A 19,769-nucleotide genomic window follows, 5' to 3' on the forward strand; every position below is an offset into this window, starting at 1 on the left:
GTTCTGCGTAAGCCAAAAATTATGAAAAAACTTTTCGACCTTGGCAGGCTGAAAACAATCAGACGCCAAAGCAACCAGATATTCATCCGCGATGCGTGCCAGAATGCATATCTTGGCAATCATACTACGCTTGCGCGGGTGCTGGGACGCTACAAGATGTTTCTTGATACTCGCGATGTTGCCTTCACGCCCCATATGCTGGCTGATGGATATTGGGAAATACCCCACACTGAGGTCATGGCCAAGCTTGTCAAAAGGGGCATGACAGCGGTCGATCTGGGCGCAAATCTAGGGTACTTTACCCTCCTCATGTCCGACCGGGTTGGTCCGCAGGGCACTGTTCACGCTTTTGAACCCAACCCCCATATTGCGAAGCTGTTGCGCAATTCGGTTGAGGTGAACGGCTTTGCAGCGCGTGCGACCGTTCACGAACTTGCCCTAAGCGATCAGGCGGGCGAGCTGGACTTCTATATTGATCCGGCACGGCCCATGAATGCGACCGTCAATCCCATGGGCGACCACGAGAAAATCACTGTGCCGACGGCAAGGTTCGATGATCTGCCTGAGCTGGAGGACTGCGATTTCGTCAAGATCGATGTGGAAGGCGCAGAAGAAGCGGTCTGGGCGGGAATGGAAAAGCGTCTGGCAAACCCGCGCCCGTTGACCATAATCCTTGAGTTCACCCCTGATCGCTACCGTGATGCGAGCGGGTTTCTCGACTTGTTCGAGAAACAAGGCCTGTCGCTTGCCTACGTCCACCAACGGCGCGGCGTTGTACCAACAAGCAAAAGTGAAGTGCTCGCAAAACCGGGCAATGTTGATCAGCTTCTTGTTTTGCAGCGTTAGGTCGCGCATGTTTGTGCATTGATCGATTGCTAAAGATGTCCTCTTGATGTTTGAGCGATTTATCCCGACATCATAGAGATATGTCCCAAGAAGAACCCAACGACACATCCTCTCTCGAGCACTGGAGCTTTCTCCTTCTTCTTGCAGCGGTCTCGATACTCTTTGTTTGGGTGGCTTGGCCCTTTGTGGGTCCTTTGATGTGGGCCGCGCTCGCGGCGATCATGTTCCAGCCCCTCTACAAGTGGTCACTCATCAGGACACGCGGGAAGCGCAATTGGGCGGCCGCCTTGTCGCTCCTGATCATTTTTGTCGCGGTCCTCCTGCCCGCCTTATGGATTGGGTCAATTGTGCTCACTGAAGCGGTAAAACTGGTGAACCGGTTGCAGGCCAATCCTGTCGACGTTGGCGCTTGGGTGAATGAAACCTACGCCCTGCTGCCAGCGAGTGTGCAGAAATTTGCCGCCGAAAACGGGTTCACCGATTTTTTGACCATTCAAGCCCGTCTCCAAGAAATTCTGGGTGAGAGCGCTGGCATCATTGCCCAGCAGGCTCTTACCATCGGCAGCGGCGCTCTTGGATTTGTCCTGAGCTTCAGCATTGGCCTTTATGTGCTGTTCTTCCTGCTTCGCGATGGGTCCCGGATTGGTGAGACGATTATCCATTCAGCGCCCATCGAGCGCGGGATTGCCGATAGGCTGGCTGAACGCTTTCTCGGGGTTGTGCGTGCGGTCATCAAAGGCTCAGGTGTCGTTGGCATCATACAAGGTACGTTGGGCGGCATTATGCTTGCCATTGCCGGCGTTCCATCCGCTTTGCTCCTGGGCGTGCTCATGGCAATCCTCGCGCTGATCCCCGCGATTGGCACAGCGCTTGTATGGGCGCCTGCCGGAATTTGGCTCATCGTGATGGGCGAAGTGGGGTCAGGCGTCTTTGTCCTTGCCGCAGGCTTTATCATCATCTCCAGCGTCGATAACGTCCTTCGCCCGATATTGGTTGGGCGCGATACCGGCATCCCCGACTGGATTATCTTGGTAACGACACTTGGCGGGATTTCGCTTGCTGGCTTCTCCGGCATTGTTCTTGGGCCGCTTGTTGCAGGGATGTTCCTTGCCAGTTGGTCGATCTTGCAAGAACAGCGCGCTGAGGACGAGGAAGCCGCGGCGCGTTACCGGATGCGCGTGGGGCCGGATGGTAAGGCGCGAACCGACGAAGAGATCGAGCAAATCGAACGCCTCGCCGATCCGAGCGCTTAAGCCGCCGCCCGCTTTCGGAAAGGAGCAAGGATGCGTTCAATGGTAAAACCTGGAAGCCAAGCCGAAGAAGTAGGCAGGCTCATTCTTGCAGGTTTCATTGTGCTTGCGTTGCCCTCGCTTCCCTTTGGTTCTTACCTTGTTTATCCCTTTGCGATCCTGACAACGTGGTTCCACGAAATGGGCCACGGGATGACTGCACTCTTGCTAGGTCAAAGTTTTGACCGCCTGCTCATTTTCGCCGATGGTTCAGGGCTCGCAGACATCAGGGTCGCAGCCGGCGCCTCGCCGTTCCTGCGCGCCGCTATTGCTGCTGGAGGCCCGCTTGCTCCGACATTTGTGGGAGCGGGATTGATCCTGGCAAGCGCGCACCGAAAGCTTTGGCGCCCGGCGCTTTGGGGCTTGTCTGCTGCGATTTTTGCATCGGTCATGATCTATGTGAGATCCGCCGTCGGGGTCGCAGTTCTGCCGCTTGTCGCTCTCGCATTGGCGTTGATCGCGTGGAAGGCTTCTGAGGGCATCAACCGCTTTACCTTGCAGTTTCTGGGATTGATTGGCGCGATGAGCATGTTCAGCGACTATCGCTATTTCTTCACAGAGCAGGTCGTGATTGAGGGCAGGACCATTTTATCTGACACAGGGCAGATCGAGGCGGCCTTGTGGCTGCCGCATTGGGTTTGGGCTGCACTTATCCTGCTCATCTCAGCTGGGATGGTCGGGGCGAGCCTCAAATATGCCCTTGACGAAAAGCGGCGGCTCAACGCGGCCCGCAAACTGCCCGCCAATGTGCTGCAGTTCAAACGAACGTCCGACCGCGAACGTTAGTGGGCCTTAAGAGACAGCGACGCGGATAGTGTTGACGCCCTTGGCCTCGCCTCCCGCTTCGCCCGAAAGGCCGGTGAAGATGGTGTCGATGATCTGGGCAAGCTTCTCCTCGCTCAGCTTGTCGGCAAGGTAAATGAGCGATTCCGGCAGTGTGTATGGTCCGACCATCTGATTGATGAGCGACAAGGTTTCGTCGATCTCAAGCCCTGCGAAATATCCATCAGCCTGCGCCTGGACGATTACCTCGCACAGATAGTGATCAGCGAGGTCCACATAGGACCGCACCCGTTCGAAATTGGCGGCCCCCATCTCGCAAATCATGGTGAAGTTCTCAGGATCGTCACGGTAACGCTGCCGCGATATAACGAAGCGCTGCCTGAAAAACTCGTACATCTTGCGGATGGGAGGAAGATTTGTTGCCAGCACCTCTTCCATGACTTTCATGTGAGGAGCGAGCCAGACCGCAGCGATCGCGTCGAAGAGGTCGTCATAATCCTCAAACACCCATTCAAACCGGCTGCGCGAAAGGCCGCTTTCGGTTTGTGCGGTGGCAAAGGAAATCTCGCTCCCGCGCTCTTTGACAAGGTCGAGGACCATCGCCGCAATGCGCTGGCGTTCGTGTTGGCGGGTTTCTTCGCTCAAAGACATGGCAAGGGGGCCTCCTCAATTGGAGCTAAGATAGGGTGCGAAGAGGCGGGCTTAAAGCCATATCTGCGCAAAAATGGTGCGACGCGGCATCGCAATTTGGGGAAGGAGCGCGGGCCGCTTGTGCAGCTTGCTATATCAAATCAGAACTCGTTCTTGCCCGCGATGATGTCTTTTGCCTGTTGTTCCAGCACCTTATACCGGTCGAGATCGGGGATTTTGGAGCGGAACCACTCTGCGATTTTGAGTAGGTCCTCGCCATAGTTGCCAGAAGGCATCATCGGCGGGCTAAATCCGATCGTGCGTTTGTCATTGTCGGCATAAGCAAGGACGATGGGGACCCCGGCGGCCTTGGCGATGTTGTAAAAGCCCGACTTCCACTTGCCGTCGGAATTGCGCGTGCCTTCGCAAGCGATGACGAGGTTGAGTTCATTGCGCGCGGCGAACTCATCTTTGAGTTGTTGGATCGTACCGCCCGCAGCGCGCCGATCAACAGAAATGCCGCCCATATCGAGCATGAAATTGCGCATGACCCCTTTGAAAAGCGTGTGCTTTCCCATGAAGTTAGGCTGCACTTTCTCTTCCTTGGTGGCGCCCGCGAAAAAGACAAAGTCCCAATTGGAGGTGTGCGGGGCGCCCGCGATAACGCATTTCTTGACGTCCTTGGGGAAGCGCTCTTCGATCCGCCAGCCCATCCAGCTGTAGAAAAACAGAATGATCCGGTTCACGGCGCGCGACAACAGGCCGACATTACGGGTTTCGTTGTGTTTCAAACGCTGGGGTCCTCTCTTGTCCGGGTGGGAGACTAGCAGTTACGCTGCGGAATGCGAGGAAGACTTAGGACGTTCCGCCCAAATGGGCTTCGAGCTCTTGAAGATTGGCCATAATTCTCGCTCTAACCTCCGGATCGCTAGAATTGCCGGAGAAGCTTGGTTCTTCAAGTATTCTCCCAATCTTATCACGGAGCTCTAATGCTCCATGTTTCCTCGCCAAGGCTCGAACAGAGTCTGCGATCTCGCTCCCGAACCCCGCCGACGAGCGATGAATCAGAATATCTGTGTATGGGTGATCGCCCCGAACTCCGCCCGACATAGCTATTCCACCCTACATCCTAAATACACCAAAGCGGGACGCTTCCGCAATCGGGGCCTCCAGTGTCGCGGCAAAGGCCAGCCCCAGCACATCGCGGGTCTGTACCGGATCAATCACCCCGTCATCCCACAGTCTAGCGGTGGCGTAATAGGGGTTGCCTTCGTCCTCATACTTCTGGCGGATCGGGGCTTTGAAGCTTTCCGCCTCTTCCTCGCTCCATTTGTCTGCATCGCGGTGGACGGTGGCTAGCACGGAAGCGGCTTGCTCGCCGCCCATCACCGAAATGCGCGCATTGGGCCAGGTGAAGAGGAAGCGCGGGGAGTAGGCTCTGCCCGCCATGCCGTAATTGCCCGCGCCAAAGCTTCCGCCGATGACCACGGTGATCTTGGGCACGGTCGCAGTGGCAACGGCGGTCACGAGCTTTGCGCCATGCTTGGCGATGCCTTCTGCCTCATATTTGCCGCCGACCATAAAGCCGCTGATATTCTGGAGGAACAGAAGTGGGATGCGCCGCTGGCACGCCAACTCGATAAAGTGCGCGCCTTTTTGTGCGCTTTCGGAGAACAGCACGCCGTTGTTGGCGATAATCCCGACCGGCATCCCCCAAATATGGGCAAAGCCGCACACCAGTGTCGAGCCGTAATGCGCCTTGAACTCGTGGAACTCCGACCCGTCCACCAGCCGCGCGATAACCTCTTTCACATCGTAAGGCGCGCGCACATCGTCTGGCACGATGGCGTAGAGATCGTCGGCGTCGAACTTGGGCGGACGCGGATCTTTTAGCGCTATGTCCGTCGCTTCCCCCGTATTCGCTCCCAGTTGACTGACAATATCGCGCACAATGGTGAGCGCGTGTTCGTCATTCTCAGCCAAGTGATCGACGACGCCTGATTTTTTGGCATGAAGGTCGCCGCCGCCAAGGTCTTCGGCGGTGATTTCCTCGCCCGTTGCTGCTTTCACCAAGGGAGGACCAGCGAGGAAAATCGTGCCCTGGTTCCTCACAATCACGGTCTCATCGGACATGGCCGGGACATAGGCTCCGCCCGCCGTGCAAGAGCCCATCACACAGGCAATCTGCGGAATGCCAGCTGCCGACATATTCGCTTGATTGAAGAAAATGCGCCCGAAGTGATCGCGGTCGGGAAAGACCTCGGCCTGATGCGGCAGGTTCGCCCCGCCGCTATCGACAAGGTAGATGCAGGGCAGCCGGTTCTCCATCGCGATTTCCTGCGCGCGAAGGTGCTTCTTCACCGTCAGCGGGTAGTACGTGCCGCCTTTGACCGTCGCATCATTGCATACGATCATCACCTGACGCCCCGACACGCGCCCAATCCCGCAGATGATGGAGGCAGCGTTTACGTCGCCCTCATACATGCCGTTCGCTGCAAGCTGACCGATCTCAAGGAAGGGCGAACCGGGATCAAGAAGGCGTTCTACCCGCTCACGGGGCAGCAATTTTCCGCGAGAAATATGCCGCTCGCGGCTGCGCTCTGGCCCACCGAGGGATGCCTTGGCGACAGCCTCGCGAAGATCGCTCGCGAGAGCCTTGTTATGCGCGGCACGGGCCTTGGCATCCGGCGCTTCGGTGCCGAGTTTGGTTGTGAGAACAGGTGCGGTCATACTTTACTTTCTATCTGTCATCCCGAACTTGTTTCGGGATAACAAGCGATAAGCGGTGCCAGTGTTATCCTGAAACCAGTTCAGGATGACGGCGGTGTTTGGAACGGTCATACGGTTTCTTTCTTGGAGCTGCGAAAATGCTCCCAGCTCGCGAAAAACACAAATGCGGCGAAGAGGCTCTGCAAAATGAGCGCGAAGAAGAACTCTTCATAGCCGATCAAATAGGTGTAGCCGTTCACCAATACGTTTGAGGCTATAATGGCCATTCCCAACCAAACGCCCCATCGCTCCCTCGCCCAAATCAAAATCGCTGCGAGCGGGTCAAGAAACGTCAGCGAAGTCCAATAGATATTCCACGGCAGCGGCCTAAAATCATATGGCAGCCAGCCGAGGTGGAGAATGTCGAGCGAATGGGTGATCGTCCCGACGACAAAGCCCAAAGTCCAGATGATCTTCGCGATTGTTGGCATCAGCTGCCAAGGGAGGCTTCGGGCTCGCGGCCCTCAACAATAATCGCCTCCGCCGTGCTGCCTGCGTCGCGAAATTTGCCGATCTCTTGGTACTCAGGAGAAGTCAGCCATGCGAAGAGCTTGGGCTTATCGGGAAATTCGATGAGGACGCTGCGGGTCGCGTTCCATTCGCCAGCTACCACCTGTGGCTCTTCGTCGACGCTCAGCATTTTGCCTTCAAATTTCTCGAAGATCTCCATGAAGCGCTCCTCGTACTTATCGTACTCGGCGCGGTCGTGGATGGTCATACGGCTGATCATGTAGACGGGTGCGGTCATTTTTTCAGCCTCATTCCTTACCCATGGCTTTCCAATTCTGCCGATCACATTCAGGCACCTCGGCTGACCGCTGGCGCATACGCTCCAGATCGCAAGTCGATGCAGCCGAAAGATATTTCACCCTACTAGGCGGGCTCTTTGGCAGCGGACATGAGTTGTCCTTCATCATCTGATAGATCATGTCCGCACGCCCGAGGCTTTCTAAGTCTTCAAGCTTGCGAAGGGTGGCTCGGGGGGCCGAGTTATCAGTCAGCCCAGCGCTAAACGATGCTGCCAAACTTTTTTCCAGATTATCCCAATCGAATGTGAGCGCCTCGCACGTTGGCATTGGCTGGTTTTGGGCCGCTACTGAGTATTGAATAGGCATTCCACACAGACAAATAGCAGCCATCATAAAGTATCGAAACATCGTTATCTTTCCCTCCTAGTTCGCCCCAATCAATTCGCGCCCAATAAGCATCCGCCTGATCTCATTTGTCCCCGCGCCAATATCGAGCAGTTTCGCATCGCGCATATAGCGCTCGACCGGCCAATCGGTGGTGTAGCCTGCGCCGCCCAGTGCTTGCACGCTTTCGGCTGCCACTTTGAACGAGTTTTCACTCGCATAGAGGATCGCGCCTGCGGCATCGAAGCGGGTGGTTTGGTTCGCATCACATGCTTTCGCCACCGCATAAACATAGGCGCGGGCAGTTTGGAGCGCGACGTACATATCCGCGATCTTGCCTTGCATCAGCTGGAACGAACCGATGGGTTTGCCGAACTGCTTACGCTCGCGGACGTAAGGGATGACGGTGTCGAGGCAGGCTTGCATAATGCCGATGGAGAGCCCGGCGAGCACCACGCGCTCATAATCAAGGCCGCTCATCAACACGCCTACGCCGCCATTCAGCGGGCCCATGATGTTCTCTTCGGGCACTTCGCAATTGTCGAAGACGAGCTCCGCTGTGGGAGAGCCGCGCATGCCGACTTTCTCGATTTTCTGACCGATGGAAAAACCGGGCATGTCTTTCTCGATAAGGAACGCCGTGATCCCGCGCGAGCCTGCGTGCCCGTCGGTCTTGGCATAGACCACCAAGGTGTCCGCTTCGCTCGCATTGGTGATCCAGAATTTGGTGCCATTGAGGACGTATCCTCCCTGCACAGCTTCTGCCTTCAATTTCATCGAAACCACATCAGAGCCTGCGCCCGCCTCGCTCATAGCAAGCGAGCCGACATGTTCCCCGCTGATCAGCTTGGGGAGGTACTTTGCCTTTTGCTCAGGGCTAGCCCAGCGGCGGATCTGGTTGATGCAAAGGTTGGAATGCGCGCCGTAGGATAGCGACAGCGAAGCGCTCGCCCGCGCGACTTCTTCAACTGCGATCACATGCTCGATATAGCCGAGGCCAAGCCCGCCATCTTCCTCATCGACAGTGATCCCGTGCATGCCAAGGTCGCCCATGGCCTTCCACGCCTCGTCCCGCGGGAAATAATCTTCGCGGTCGATTTTGTCGCCCAGCGGCATCAGCTGTTCATCAACAAAGCGCCCGACGCTTGTCCGGATCATCTCAGCAGATTCGCCGAGCTGGAAATCGAAATCAGGGGTGGCTCGCATCAGTGTTCTCTCAGACAGGTATGTTCATTTGTTGCGCGCATTAGCAATCTTGTTGGCAAAGGCCAATGATGCGGCACAGTTCCATGGAGATCTTAGCACAGCGCTTGGCGTGACGCGATTTGCGCTCTAGGCTGCCCCTATCATGGCAACGCATATCAATTTTTCTCGCTTTTTGCTTCCCCTTGGCCTGCTGGCCATTGGCGCATGTGCGCCGGCTGATGAAGGGCCGGGTGAGGCTGGGGCGAGCGAAGAACAGAGCGCAGATGCTGCCAACAATGCCGAGCAAGCCCCGCCCATGCTTATGGCCGACACTGGCTGGCTTTCCGTTGGCAGCGATGGATCGGTGCAGACGACTTTCCTCGATACTGGCGGGCGTTACCGCGATTTCCGCAATGGCGTCGCGGCAGACAGAGGCGATTGGGAACGGCGACCTGATGGGTCCCTATGTTTTGCGCCCGATGGAGGGCTAAAGGTTTGTTGGACCCCCGCAAGCCCGGATGATGACGGGATGATCATCGTAACCAACGACGATGGCAAAAGGGTAGAGATCAAGCGCATCGCCTACACGCCTCCGCCTGCAAGCAAAGCCGAGCAAGAGAGCAGCTGAACGCAAAAAAGTTAGGGGCAGATCATTTCCGCAAACTCTTCCGGCACAGGCCCACAGGCAGCGCTTATCCGTTTTGAGCAGGCAGAGCGGCGCTACAGCGAGGTAGTGGCCGTTGGCGGCGTTACACTCGATATAGCGGCGGGCAGCTTTGTGGCGCTCGTGGGATCATCTGGATCAGGCAAATCGACGCTGCTCAAGATGGTCAACACACTGGTCGAGCCGACTGGCGGGCGGGTGCTTTTTGGCGGAGACGACGTGACCACCCTGCCCCAGGCAAGGCTGCGCAGAAGGGTGGGCTATGCGTTCCAAGGGATTGGTCTCTTTCCCCATTTTTCCGTCGGCGAGAATATTGCCATCGGACCGCGTTTGGCTGGCGAGACCTTGCCGGTTTCGCGAATTTCCGAGCTGCTCGAATTGGTGGAACTAGAGCCTGCAATGGCGGGCCGTATGCCGGATGAGCTTTCGGGCGGGCAGCGCCAGCGGGTGGGGGTCGCGCGCGCGCTTGCGAGCGACCCCGAACTTCTGATCATGGATGAACCCTTCGGTGCGCTTGACCCGATTACCCGCGATGCCCTGGGCGAAAAAGTGCGCGAGCTTCACGCGAGACTTGGCCTCACCACGGTGATGGTAACGCACGACATGGCAGAGGCGCTTTTGCTCGCTGACAGGGTCCTTGTGATGGACAAAGGCGCGGTTGTGGCAGACGAAACGCCGCGTGCACTGCTCAAAGGCGACGGCGGAGAGATCGCGCAAGGGCTTGTCGCGGTTCCGCGTGAGCAGGCGGAGCGCTTGGCTCATATGGAGAACGATCCAGCATGAGCGAGATCTTCGAAATCCTGCTTGGCCTGGGCGGCAAATTTGCCGCCCATATTGTGCTGGCCGCCAGCGCGATAGGGCTGGGCATTGTGGTGGCATTGCCGCTCGCTATTTGGGCCAGCCGATCTCAAACCGTGTCCCGTTTTGCTCTTGGCTTCGCGAGCCTCGTGCAGACCATTCCTGCCCTGGCTTTATTGGCGCTGTTCTTCCCGATCTTGTTAAGCCTCAGAGCGGTATTCGGCGAGGAACTGCCGACGCTCGGCTTCCTGCCCGCGCTTCTCGCTCTGGCGCTTTACGCCCTGCTGCCGATCCTGCGGAACGCCGTCACAGCGCAGGCCAATCTTGACCCGCAAGTGCTTGAGGCCGCCGACGGCGTTGGCATGACCTCTTGGCAAAAACTGCGCCTTGTTGAAGCGCCATTGGCCGCGCCCTTTGTGATGGCCGGTATCCGCACGGCAAGCGTTTGGACCATTGGCGCTGCGACGCTTTCAACCACTATCGGACAGCCCAGCCTTGGCGACCCGATCTTTGCCGGGCTTCAGACGCAGAACTGGGCGCTGGTCGTAGCAGGCTGCATTGCAAGCGCGGGCCTTGCCATAGTGGTCGATGCGCTTTTGGGGATGATCGAAAACGGCTTTGCAAAACGGCGCAAATGGCAATGGGGCGCGGGGATTGCAGCAACCGCGCTTGGCCTTGGAGCGGCGCTGCTTGCGCAAGGCGGCGGGGAGGATGACGACACCATCATCATCGCCTCAAAACAGTTTTCAGAGCAGTATATCCTTGCCCAATTGATCGGCGCTCAATTGGAAAAAGCGGGCTATTCCGTCGCATACCGCGATGGGTTGGGGTCCGCCGTCGTGCACAGCGCGGTGGCTTCATCCAATATTGATATATCTGTTGATTACACCGGCACGATCTGGACCAATGAGCTGGAGCGCACCGACAATCCTGGGCGCGAGGCGATGTATGAGACTATCGTGGACTGGGAGCGCGAAAACACCGGGGTGCGCGTGCTCGGACGGCTTGGGTTTGAGAACGCCTATGCTTTTGCCATGCGCGCCGATCGCTCAGCCGAACTCGGCATCACGAGCCTTGAGGACATGGTCGCAGTGGCCCCGCAATTGACCCTGGGCGGGGATCCTGAGTTCTTTGAACGGCCCGAATGGATCGCAGTGCGCGAGGCATACGGTCTGCGCGTGGGCGAAACCCGCAATTTCTCGCCCACCTTTATGTATAATGCGCTCAAATCCGGCGAGGCCGATGCGATCAGCGCTTATACCTCGGATGGGCGGATTGCAGCGGACAATCTGGTCGTTCTAGAGGACCCGCGCGAGGCGCTGCCGAGCTACGATGCGATGCTGATGATGAGCCCGCGCATTGCCGGGGACGATGAAATTGCCGCCGCGCTTGCGCCCTTGATCGGAGCGATTTCAGTCGAGGCTATGCGCGAGTCGAATTACGCTGTGGACCGAGAGGGCGAAGGCAAGCTTTCGCCTAAGGAAGCGGCTGAAGAATTGGCACAGACAATAGGGCTCTAACGCGCGCGCCGCCAAGTTTGGCTCTGACAAAGCGGGCCGATGCAGCCGCTCACCTCGATGGTGTTTGCACCTTTTCGCTCAATAACTGAGCGATAGCTTTTTCCGTTGTTGGGATCATAAATTCGTCCGCGCCATTTGCTGCCATCTTCGCGAAACTGGGTCAGGATCGGCAGGCCCAAAAGCTTGCGTTTGCGCAAGGCAGCATCGGGGTTGTTGATATCGCGCTGGTCCGCGCCGTCAGGAGGCGTGATCAGGAAACGAGCGATCCTGCCGCATTGTTTAATCTCAACCACAGCGCCGCGGTCTTCGGTGATCCAGCGGCCAGTAATGGGATCGGCCGCTAGCGCCTGTGCTGGAAGAGCGAGCAAGGCGGCTCCGGCCATTAAAAGTGACAAAACCAAGCGCTGGATCATGCAAATTCTCCTCCGAGATGTTTCTGGTTCGCGCAAAGCCATGCGAAAGCTGCGGCTATCACTCGAAGCCGACCCCATCGGGCCATCTGCGTCCGCAAATGCCAAGCACTTTGAACAGCAGGCCCATTTGCCCATCGTCAACCAGCCGGCTATATTGCCGCTTGATCTTATCCGCTTCGCCCGGATTTTGCCGCTGAAGCGCCTCCATGCGCACATCAATGCCCATCTGCCTTAGCCATTCGCCCTGCATTTGGACGCCCATCACATCGGCCCCCTGCGCATCGGCCACGTCTTTGAGCATTTCGAAATCGACGTGAGCGGTAAGGTCTGCTTGCCCGGGATGATCGAACACATCGACCTTCTCATGGGATTTGAGCGCTTGCAGCGTTGAGCCCGAGCGCGCCTCGAACGGGCCGTAGTCGATAATCAATGCTGCCCCGCCTTGGTTTTTCAACCGCGCGGCGATCTCGCTCATCAGTGTCGACGCCGCTGCGCTGGTTTCGATCATCGTGCCTTGGCTGGCGCTTTTCCAGCCCTTGGGGACAATCGCATCCATCGGTTTATCGCCTGCAACAAAGACGAAATCATCGCCCTCAAGCCCCACCATACGCTCGTGCCAGCCATTGGCGGACCGGATCAGCTGGTGGATGGGAAGCGCATCGAAAAACTCATTGCCGACGATCAAAAGCGGCGCATCATCGGGAAGCGTCGACATATCATCGTGGTGGACGACATCGGGAAAAGCCTCGCGCTGAATTTTGCGAAGCGCTGGCGATGTTTCGACAAAGTGCACGGTGGGCGCAAAATCATAGCGCGCTGCGGTTCGAAGCGCGTCTTTTGACAGTGTGCCGCGCCCCGGGCCAAGTTCGACATAATGAATGTGCTTGCGCGCGCCCATCTTGACCCAAAGGTCCGCAAACCAAAGGCCGATCAACTCGCCAAACATTTGGCTGACTTCGGGCGCGGTGATGAAATCGCCTTCCTCGCCCAATGGGTCGCGGCTGGTGTAGTAGCGCGCGTTGCTTTCCGCCATGTAATGGGCAAGGCTGATCGGGCCGGTTTCGCGGATCAGGCGGCGAAAGGTTTTGCCAAGGTTCTTCGCTTTTTCAGCCGCCTCGGCGAGCGTTTTGGCTTCGGCTTTTTCGCGTGCTTTCTCTTCGGCCTTTTGCTCTGCGCGCGCTTTCTTGCGGGCCTCGGCCTCGGCTTTCTTCTTGGCTGCGGCTTCCGCTTTGGCCTGGGCTTCGGCCTCTTCTTTAGCTTTGCGTTCAGCCTCTTGCTTAGCCTGTTCTTGGGCTTTTTTCTGGGCCTGTTCTTGAGCCTTTCTCTCCGCGTCTAGCCGAGCTTTTTGCTCAGCCTCAGCCTTTTTCTTGGCGGCTGCCTCGGCTTTGGCTTTCTTCTCAGCCTCAAGCGTTGCCTTTTTTCTGCTTCGCGTTTGGCCTTCGCTTCGGCCTCGGCCTTTTTCTTAGCTTCCGCCTTGGCCCTTTCTCTCTCGGCGCGCTCTGCGTCCTGCTTAGCTTTCGCCTCGGCAGCAGCCTTTGCCTTGGCTTCTGTCTCTTCTTTGGCTTTGCGTGCAGCTTCGTCCTGCGCTTTCGCTTCAGCCTGCGCGAGTGCCTTTGCCTCGGCTTCTTCTTTAGCCTTACGATCAGCGTCTTCGCGCGCCTTTGCCTCGGCTGCTGCAATCGCCGCTTGTTTTTGCGCCTTTGCCTCAGCTTCGGCGCGTGCTTTTTCCTCGGCCTCCGCCTTGGCCTCTCTTTTGGCCTTGGCCTCCGCCATCGCCTTGGCCGCGAGCGCCGTTTCCTCGGCGATGCGGGCGTCTTCCTCGTCCTTGAGAGCTTTAGCGAGCGCTGCCGCTTCGTCACCGGCGACCGGCTCAGCCTTACGCTGCTGCTTCTCCTTGACGGGCTCTTTTGCGGCTTCTTTTGCGGCTTTTTTCTCAGGCGGCGCTTCAGCCGGAGCAGCAACGGCCGCTGCATCCGGTTCAATCAAACGCAATTCGCTCACACGGCTCGTGCGAAGCGTGATGACACCTAGGCCAGCCGCGCTGCCATCCCTGAGCCCACGGGCGGCCTCATCATCGCGGCAATCACGACAATCAATCCAATCACGATGAGCGGTACGCTTAGCCATTGGCCCATTGATAGCCCGGTTTGTGTCACCAAGTCAGCCAATTGTTCGTCGGGTTGACGGAAAAATTCGTTAAAGAAGCGCGCACACCCCATGCCAAGAGTAAAGACGCCCGCCAAAAGGCCGGGGCGGAACCGCGCTCGCGTCTTCCAGAACAAGAGCAGCATCACGATGAGGAGCACAAGCCCTTCCAGCCCTGCTTGATAGAGCTGGCTGGGATGGCGTGCGATTTCGCCTGCACGCGGGTCGGGGAAGACCATTGCCCAAGACACGTCGCTCGCGCGGCCCCACAGTTCGCCATTGTTGAAATTGGCAAGACGGCCCAGCATCATGCCCATGGGAACACTCACTGTCACATAATCGCACACGCGCACGAAGGAGAGGCTGTTGCGCCACGCCACCCAGAGCATGGCTACACCCACGCCTAGCATCCCGCCGTGGAAGCTCATGCCCCCGTCCCACATGCGCAAAAGCTTCCAGCTGACTAAGCCGTCGCCGGAAAAGTCAGTAAAGGCCGATGGAATGCCTGTGTCGCCGCCGGTGTAGAACGCGGCATAGCCAAGACGGCCACCCAGGATCACCCCGAGCGTGCAATAGAAGAATAGATCATCCGCATGACGCTGTGCCATCGGTGCACCGGGCGTTTTAAGCGCTTTTGACGTGTGCCAATACGCGAAGATTACGCCCAGCAGATATGCGAGCGAATAATAGCGCAACTGGAACGAGCCAAGCTCGAACAGATAGGGCGACATGCCCAGATCTTCCCAATAAATTGGCTCAGCCACGCCGGTGGCTGCAGCAAGTAGTGACAGCACGAAAGGAACCTCTTAAAGCTCATGGAAGTGCCATATCGGCACGGGAAGTCAGCGCGGCTTTTGGCACAGCATTGCGGCTACGCAAAGCGCTTTGCTAAACGCTGCTCGCAGAACTTCATGGCACATTGCGCTATTTGGCCTCTTGCTCAGAGGAGCTTAGAGCGACAAATAGGCGAAAAACAATCGGCGCTCAGTTGAGAGGGGCGCAAATGGGAGAGAAGACCGCATGGCCACTGAGCTGGACAAAGCCCTTGAAGCGATCATCGGGGAACTGACCAAGGAAGGTCAGCCGTTTCATACCACTCCGTTTGAACGTGAGGGTACGGTGATGCCCCAGTTCACAACTTCCCCCGTCATTGGCGCATTACCTCGCGCACTTCTGCCAGGAGCACAAGGATGTGCCCTTCATCGTTGATGGCGATTTGCGTTTGACCTTTGGCGAAACCTATCAGGCCGCCGTTTGCGTCACGGAAAGCCTTGTGAACGATCACGGCGTTGAAAAAGGCGACCGGATCGGAATTGCGGCGCGCAACTCGGCCAATTGGATGATCGCTTATATGGGCATCGCCATGGCGGGCGGCTGTGTGACCTTGCTCAACGGTTTCTGGTCAGGTGATGAGCTGGCTTACGGCATTCGCTTGGCAGAATGTAAGATTGTGCTTGCCGATACAGGCCGCGCCGCGCGGCTGGAGGGCACCGATCATTCGGCACAGCTGGTTATGATGGAGCATAATGCGCCGCATGAGGGGCTCGCCAATGTGTGGAAAGCGCCGGAAAGCTTTGAAGCGTCTGCTGCGATGGCGATGCTCGGACAGCTTGGCCCGGATGATCTGGCCACAATCCTTTATACCTCCGGCTCAACCGGCAATTCGAAGGGTGCGTACTCCGACCACCGAGGCGTTGTTGCTGGCACCATGAATTACGTTGCGCAAAGCGCGATGGCCAAGGTGCTGCTTGAAAGCAGAGGCGAAGACATGAGCGCGCAGCCGTCTGCTCTGGTTGCTGTGCCTTTGTTCCACGTCACGGGCGAAGTTCCTCTGTTCCTTCAATCCTTTGCAATCGGCCGCAAGCTTGTTCTTATGCCCCGGTGGGATGCGCTCAATGCGATCCAATTGATGGATAAAGAGAAGATCACCTATTTCGTCGGCGTGCCGCTCATGAGCTATGAAATGGCCATGCATCCCGATGTGAAGGACTATGATCTTTCCGCCTGTAAAAGCTTCGCTGCTGGCGGCGCGCCGCGTCCGGTTGAGCACGTCACGCGCATCAAAGATGCCTTCCCCGGCGGCTTCCCGATTTTGGGTTATGGCCTCACAGAAACCAATGGTGTGGGCTGCGGCAACTTTAACGAGAACTACATCGCAAAGCCGGGCTCTACGGGGAAAGCTTCTTTGCCATTGGTCGATTTGGCGATCCTTGATGATGACGGAAACGCGCTTGCTCAAGGGGGCGTTGGCGAGGTGTGCATTCGCTCTGTTGCAAACTTCCGCGGCTATTGGGGCAATGAAGAGGCCACAGACGCCGCCTTCACCGACGATCAATATTTCCGCACCGGTGACCTCGGATATGTCGACGAAGACGGCTATCTCTACATTGTCGATCGCAAGAAAGACATCATCATCCGCGGCGGTGAAAACATCACCTGTATCGAGGTGGAAGACGCGATTTACGCCCATAGCGATATCGCCGAATGCTCGGTCTTTGGCCTGCCTGATGACCGCATGGGCGAAGTGCCGGCATGCGTTTTCAATGTGAAAGAGGGCCGCGATGCGATGGAGCCAGGTCAGCTGCGCGAGTTCCTGCTTTCCAACATTGCCCCCTTCAAGGTTCCGCTTGAAGAGCATATCTGGGTCGTCAATGATCCGCTTCCCCGCCTTGGCACGCAGAAAATCGACAAGAAATCCCTGCGCGCGCATTACACTGAACAGCTGTCGGCTGCCTAGAAAATACACCCAAATCAGCTTGAGAGGGACGCAATGACCGACTGGTCTTCACCCAGCCGCCGCGTCCCTCGCCAGAGGGCAATCCTTGATCGCCGAGCGCTTAGCGGTGCGGTGAATGATTTGGCTGCCGGACACGGCGAGAATGCCCGTCCCCTGGTGCTCAAAGAGCTGAAGGCGGCGCAAGAGGCTGGGCATACAGAGCTCGAACGGCGCCTTAAAGAAAGGCCGTCGGCGGGCCATGAAATTACGCTTGGCTATGCCTTTCTCACCGATCAGCTCATTCGGGTGATCCACGATTATGTGGTGGAACACATGTTCCCGGTTGCCAACCGGACGACGGCTGAGCGGCTCGCTGTGCTGGCGGTGGGCGGTTATGGCCGCGCTGAGATGGCGCCGCATTCTGACGTCGATATCGCGTTTATCACCCCAATGAAGCGCGCACCGTGGTGCGAGCAGGTGATTGAGGCGATGCTCTATCTCCTGTGGGATATGGGCCTTAAGGTCGGTCATTCCAGCCGCACTGTGGGCGACACTATGCGTATGGCAAAGGAAGATCTGACGATCCGTACGGCCCTCCTGGAATCGCGCCTGATTTGGGGCGACCAAGGGGTTTATGAAGAACTGCGCCAACGGTTTTGGGCCGATGTCGTGCGCGGCAATGAACGCGACTTTCACAGCGCTAAGCTCGAAGAACGCAATGCCCGGCACAAGCGTATGGGCGACAGCCGCTATGTGGTCGAACCCAATGTGAAAGAGGGTAAGGGAGGCCTTCGCGATCTCCAGACGCTCTATTGGATCGGCAAGTTTGTGCACCGCGTTGAAACAGCTTCGCAGCTGGTCGATGTGGGCCTCTTCACAAAGACTGAATACGCTAGTTTCCGGCGGGCCGAAGGGTTCCTTCTCGCCGTGCGGTGCCACATGCACTCGATAACCGGGCGCGCCGAAGATCGCTTGACCTTCGATCTTCAAAGGCAGGTTGCAGAGGCGATGAACTTTGCGGATCGCACAGGCAAAAGCGCGGTCGAGCGGTTCATGCAATACTACTTCCTGCAAGCCAAACGAGTGGGCAATCTAACCGGCGTGTTTCTGTCGCAACTGGATTCCAAGCTCGCCAAAAAGCGCGTCGCCAGCGGCTTTTTTGCAGGTTTCGCTGCAAAGCGGCGCATTCATAAAGGCTATGTGATCGAGGCTGGCCGGATCAAAGCGCCAAGCGATGGCTGGTTTAAAGAAGACCCGGTGCGCCTCATCGAGATTTTCCAGATCGCTGAGGCGCAAGGTCTCGAGATTCATCCTGAGACCATGCGCCAGGCAGACCGCGACCAGAAGTTGATCGACAAATCGGTCAAACGGGACCCCCGCGCCAACACGCTATTTCTGGAAGTTTTGGGAGGGCGCAAAGACCCTGAGAGCGCTCTTCGGTGGATGAATGAGGCGGGCGTATTTGGGCGTTTTGTGCCAGATTTTGGCCGTGTGAACGCTCAAATGCAGTTCGACATGTATCACCATTACACCGTCGATGAGCACACCATTCGCGCCATCGGCCTGCTTAGCCAGATTGAGCGCGGTTTGCTTAGAGCAGACCATCCGCGCGCTACCCAGCAGATCCATAAGATCGCATCGCGCCGCGCGCTTTATGTTGCTGTGCTGCTGCACGATATCGGTAAAGGGCGAGGGGGTGACCACTCGGTGATTGGCGCTGAGATTGCTCACAAGCTGTGCCCGCGATTTGGCCTTGATGAAAAAGAGACCAAGCTTGTGTCTTGGCTGATCCTTCAGCATCTTTTGATGAGTTCAACCGCGCAAAAACGCGATTTGACGGACCCTAAGACTATCGAGGATTTTGTGGGCGAAGTGAAATCGGTCGAGCGCCTGCGTAATCTCTCCATACTTACCTGTGTGGATATCCGCGCGGTTGGCCCTGGCACTTGGAATAGCTGGAAAGGGCAGCTGCTGCGTGAGCTTTATGACGCTGCGCAAGAGCGCCTGCGTTTGGGGCATAAGCGCACTGGCCGCGCCGAGCGCGTTGCCGCGCGCAAGGCGGCTGTGGCCGAAATTCTGGCGTCGAAGGGCTATCTGACCGAGCAAGTGGGCGAGTTGCTTGCAGATGCCTATTGGATTGCCGAGCCTGAGGATATCATCGCGAAGAACCTGATCCAATATGAAGAGGCCCGGCGATTAGACGAAGACCTCTCGATCCACTGCGAGGTCGATGAGGAGCGCGGCGCAACTCTGGTGAGTGTCATTGCAGGCGACCATCCGGGACTGTTCTACCGTATTGCAGGCGGAATACATTTGGCCGGGGGCAACATAATTGATGCCCGTATCCATACCGCGACCAATGGCTATGCGATCGACAATTTCCTCGTGCAGGATTTGAACCAGGCTCCGTTTCGCGAAGCCGGTCAGATTGAGCGCCTCAAGAAGGGTATTCGCGATGCTCTGCTTGCCAAGATTGAGCTCGTACCGAAACTCGCCGCCCGCCCGCTTCAGCATTCGCGCTCTAAAACCTTTGCTGTCGCGCCCACGGTCAATTTCGACAATAAAGCCTCGAACCGTTTCACCGTGATCGAAGTCAATGCGCGGGACAGGCCAGCTCTTCTCAACCGGCTCGCGCATGCTTTGTTCAGATGCAATCTGATCGTCCATTCGGCGCACATCACAGCCTACGGCGAGAGTGCGGCCGACACATTCTATGTGACCGACCTGACCGGAGGAAAAATCACACTGCCTGACCGCCTTGCTGAAATCGAAGCAACACTGCTGGAGGCGGCCAGCGATGAGCGGCAGTTGGAGCTGGAACAGGCGTGATTTTGCAACGCTCAACGCTCTAATAATGTTTTTCGTCGCCAAAGGGCTT

Annotated in this window: 18 protein-coding genes and 1 pseudogene; 9 read left to right on the forward strand and 10 right to left on the reverse strand. The window is 57.3% G+C overall.

What is annotated here, in order from left to right; translation table 11 throughout:
* Positions 1–21 precede the first annotated feature (21 nt).
* From AC0V60_RS13860 to AC0V60_RS13870, 3 genes are all read left to right on the forward strand, one after another.
* Positions 22–846 carry an FkbM family methyltransferase gene (locus AC0V60_RS13860; RefSeq protein ID WP_486179023.1) on the forward strand — a complete coding sequence of 275 codons (825 nt, stop codon included), beginning with the start codon at positions 22–24 and terminating at the stop codon, positions 844–846.
* A gap of 80 nt (positions 847–926) precedes the next feature.
* Positions 927–2,099 (forward strand): AI-2E family transporter, encoded by a 1,173-nt coding sequence (locus AC0V60_RS13865; RefSeq protein WP_486179024.1) that lies wholly within the window; start codon positions 927–929, stop codon positions 2,097–2,099.
* A gap of 39 nt (positions 2,100–2,138) precedes the next feature.
* Positions 2,139–2,921, forward strand: a complete 783-nt coding sequence (locus AC0V60_RS13870) for a M50 family metallopeptidase (protein WP_486179025.1) — start codon at positions 2,139–2,141, stop codon at positions 2,919–2,921.
* 6 nt (positions 2,922–2,927) lie between these two features.
* Here AC0V60_RS13870 and AC0V60_RS13875 read toward each other — a convergent pair whose 3' ends face one another.
* The 6 genes from AC0V60_RS13875 to AC0V60_RS13900 all read right to left on the reverse strand — a co-directional run bounded on the left by AC0V60_RS13875 (position 2,928) and on the right by AC0V60_RS13900 (position 8,656).
* Positions 2,928–3,569: a hypothetical protein gene (locus AC0V60_RS13875; RefSeq protein WP_486179026.1), complete on the reverse strand. Its 642-nt coding sequence runs from the start codon at positions 3,567–3,569 to the stop codon at positions 2,928–2,930.
* A 140-nt stretch (positions 3,570–3,709) separates the two neighbouring features.
* Positions 3,710–4,339 (reverse strand): lysophospholipid acyltransferase family protein, encoded by a 630-nt coding sequence (locus tag AC0V60_RS13880; RefSeq protein WP_486179027.1) that lies wholly within the window; start codon positions 4,337–4,339, stop codon positions 3,710–3,712.
* 331 nt (positions 4,340–4,670) lie between these two features.
* Complete coding sequence (locus AC0V60_RS13885) at positions 4,671–6,278, reverse strand: carboxyl transferase domain-containing protein (RefSeq protein ID WP_486179028.1); 1,608 nt, start codon at positions 6,276–6,278, stop codon at positions 4,671–4,673.
* A gap of 107 nt (positions 6,279–6,385) precedes the next feature.
* On the reverse strand, positions 6,386–6,748 hold the full coding sequence (locus AC0V60_RS13890) for a hypothetical protein (RefSeq protein ID WP_486179029.1): 363 nt from the start codon (positions 6,746–6,748) through the stop codon (positions 6,386–6,388).
* Positions 6,748–7,065 carry a DUF1330 domain-containing protein gene (locus AC0V60_RS13895; protein WP_486179030.1) on the reverse strand — a complete coding sequence of 106 codons (318 nt, stop codon included), beginning with the start codon at positions 7,063–7,065 and terminating at the stop codon, positions 6,748–6,750. The genes AC0V60_RS13890 and AC0V60_RS13895 overlap by 1 nt, the downstream gene beginning before the upstream one ends.
* Positions 7,066–7,489: 424 nt before the next feature.
* Positions 7,490–8,656 carry an isovaleryl-CoA dehydrogenase gene (locus tag AC0V60_RS13900; protein WP_486179031.1) on the reverse strand — a complete coding sequence of 389 codons (1,167 nt, stop codon included), beginning with the start codon at positions 8,654–8,656 and terminating at the stop codon, positions 7,490–7,492.
* Positions 8,657–8,798: 142 nt separating this feature from the next.
* On the opposite strand from AC0V60_RS13900, the gene AC0V60_RS13905 reads away from it, so the two are divergent.
* The 3 genes from AC0V60_RS13905 (at position 8,799) to AC0V60_RS13915 (ending at position 11,617) form a co-directional block, all read left to right on the forward strand.
* On the forward strand, positions 8,799–9,263 hold the full coding sequence (locus AC0V60_RS13905) for a hypothetical protein (RefSeq protein WP_486179032.1): 465 nt from the start codon (positions 8,799–8,801) through the stop codon (positions 9,261–9,263).
* Positions 9,264–9,368: 105 nt separating this feature from the next.
* Positions 9,369–10,082: an ATP-binding cassette domain-containing protein gene (locus AC0V60_RS13910; protein ID WP_486179033.1), complete on the forward strand. Its 714-nt coding sequence runs from the start codon at positions 9,369–9,371 to the stop codon at positions 10,080–10,082.
* Entirely contained in the window at positions 10,079–11,617 is a 1,539-nt protein-coding gene (locus AC0V60_RS13915; RefSeq protein ID WP_486179034.1) for an ABC transporter permease/substrate-binding protein, read from the forward strand. The genes AC0V60_RS13910 and AC0V60_RS13915 overlap by 4 nt, the downstream gene beginning before the upstream one ends.
* Here AC0V60_RS13915 and AC0V60_RS13920 read toward each other — a convergent pair.
* Both AC0V60_RS13920 and AC0V60_RS13925 read right to left on the reverse strand, forming a co-directional pair.
* A complete protein-coding gene (locus tag AC0V60_RS13920) occupies positions 11,614–12,030 on the reverse strand; it encodes a DUF2147 domain-containing protein (RefSeq protein ID WP_486179035.1) in 417 nt (138 codons plus the stop codon). The two genes, AC0V60_RS13915 and AC0V60_RS13920, sit on opposite strands and share 4 nt — an antisense overlap.
* A gap of 58 nt (positions 12,031–12,088) precedes the next feature.
* Complete coding sequence (locus AC0V60_RS13925; protein WP_486179036.1) at positions 12,089–13,063, reverse strand: class I SAM-dependent methyltransferase; 975 nt, start codon at positions 13,061–13,063, stop codon at positions 12,089–12,091.
* Positions 13,064–13,066: 3 nt separating this feature from the next.
* On the opposite strand from AC0V60_RS13925, the gene AC0V60_RS13930 reads away from it, so the two are divergent.
* The gene (locus tag AC0V60_RS13930) at positions 13,067–13,366 is read left to right on the forward strand and encodes a hypothetical protein (protein ID WP_486179037.1); all 300 of its coding nucleotides are present in this window, start codon (positions 13,067–13,069) and stop codon (positions 13,364–13,366) included.
* On the opposite strand, the gene AC0V60_RS13935 is transcribed toward AC0V60_RS13930, so the two are convergent.
* Together AC0V60_RS13935 and lgt are read right to left on the reverse strand one after the other, a co-directional pair.
* Positions 13,363–14,157, reverse strand: a complete 795-nt coding sequence (locus tag AC0V60_RS13935; RefSeq protein ID WP_486179526.1) for a hypothetical protein — start codon at positions 14,155–14,157, stop codon at positions 13,363–13,365. The two genes, AC0V60_RS13930 and AC0V60_RS13935, sit on opposite strands and share 4 nt — an antisense overlap.
* On the reverse strand, positions 14,058–14,969 hold the full coding sequence (lgt, locus tag AC0V60_RS13940) for a prolipoprotein diacylglyceryl transferase (RefSeq protein ID WP_486179038.1): 912 nt from the start codon (positions 14,967–14,969) through the stop codon (positions 14,058–14,060). The genes AC0V60_RS13935 and lgt overlap by 100 nt, the downstream gene beginning before the upstream one ends.
* Before the next feature lie 226 nt (positions 14,970–15,195).
* Between lgt and AC0V60_RS13945 the strand changes: the two are divergent.
* A pseudogene (locus AC0V60_RS13945) lies at positions 15,196–16,912 on the forward strand (class I adenylate-forming enzyme family protein).
* A gap of 33 nt (positions 16,913–16,945) precedes the next feature.
* On the forward strand, positions 16,946–19,720 hold the full coding sequence (locus AC0V60_RS13950; protein ID WP_486179039.1) for a [protein-PII] uridylyltransferase: 2,775 nt from the start codon (positions 16,946–16,948) through the stop codon (positions 19,718–19,720).
* Positions 19,721–19,769: the final 49 nt, after the last annotated feature.

It is taken from the genome of Erythrobacter sp. S259, from assembly GCF_057364965.1.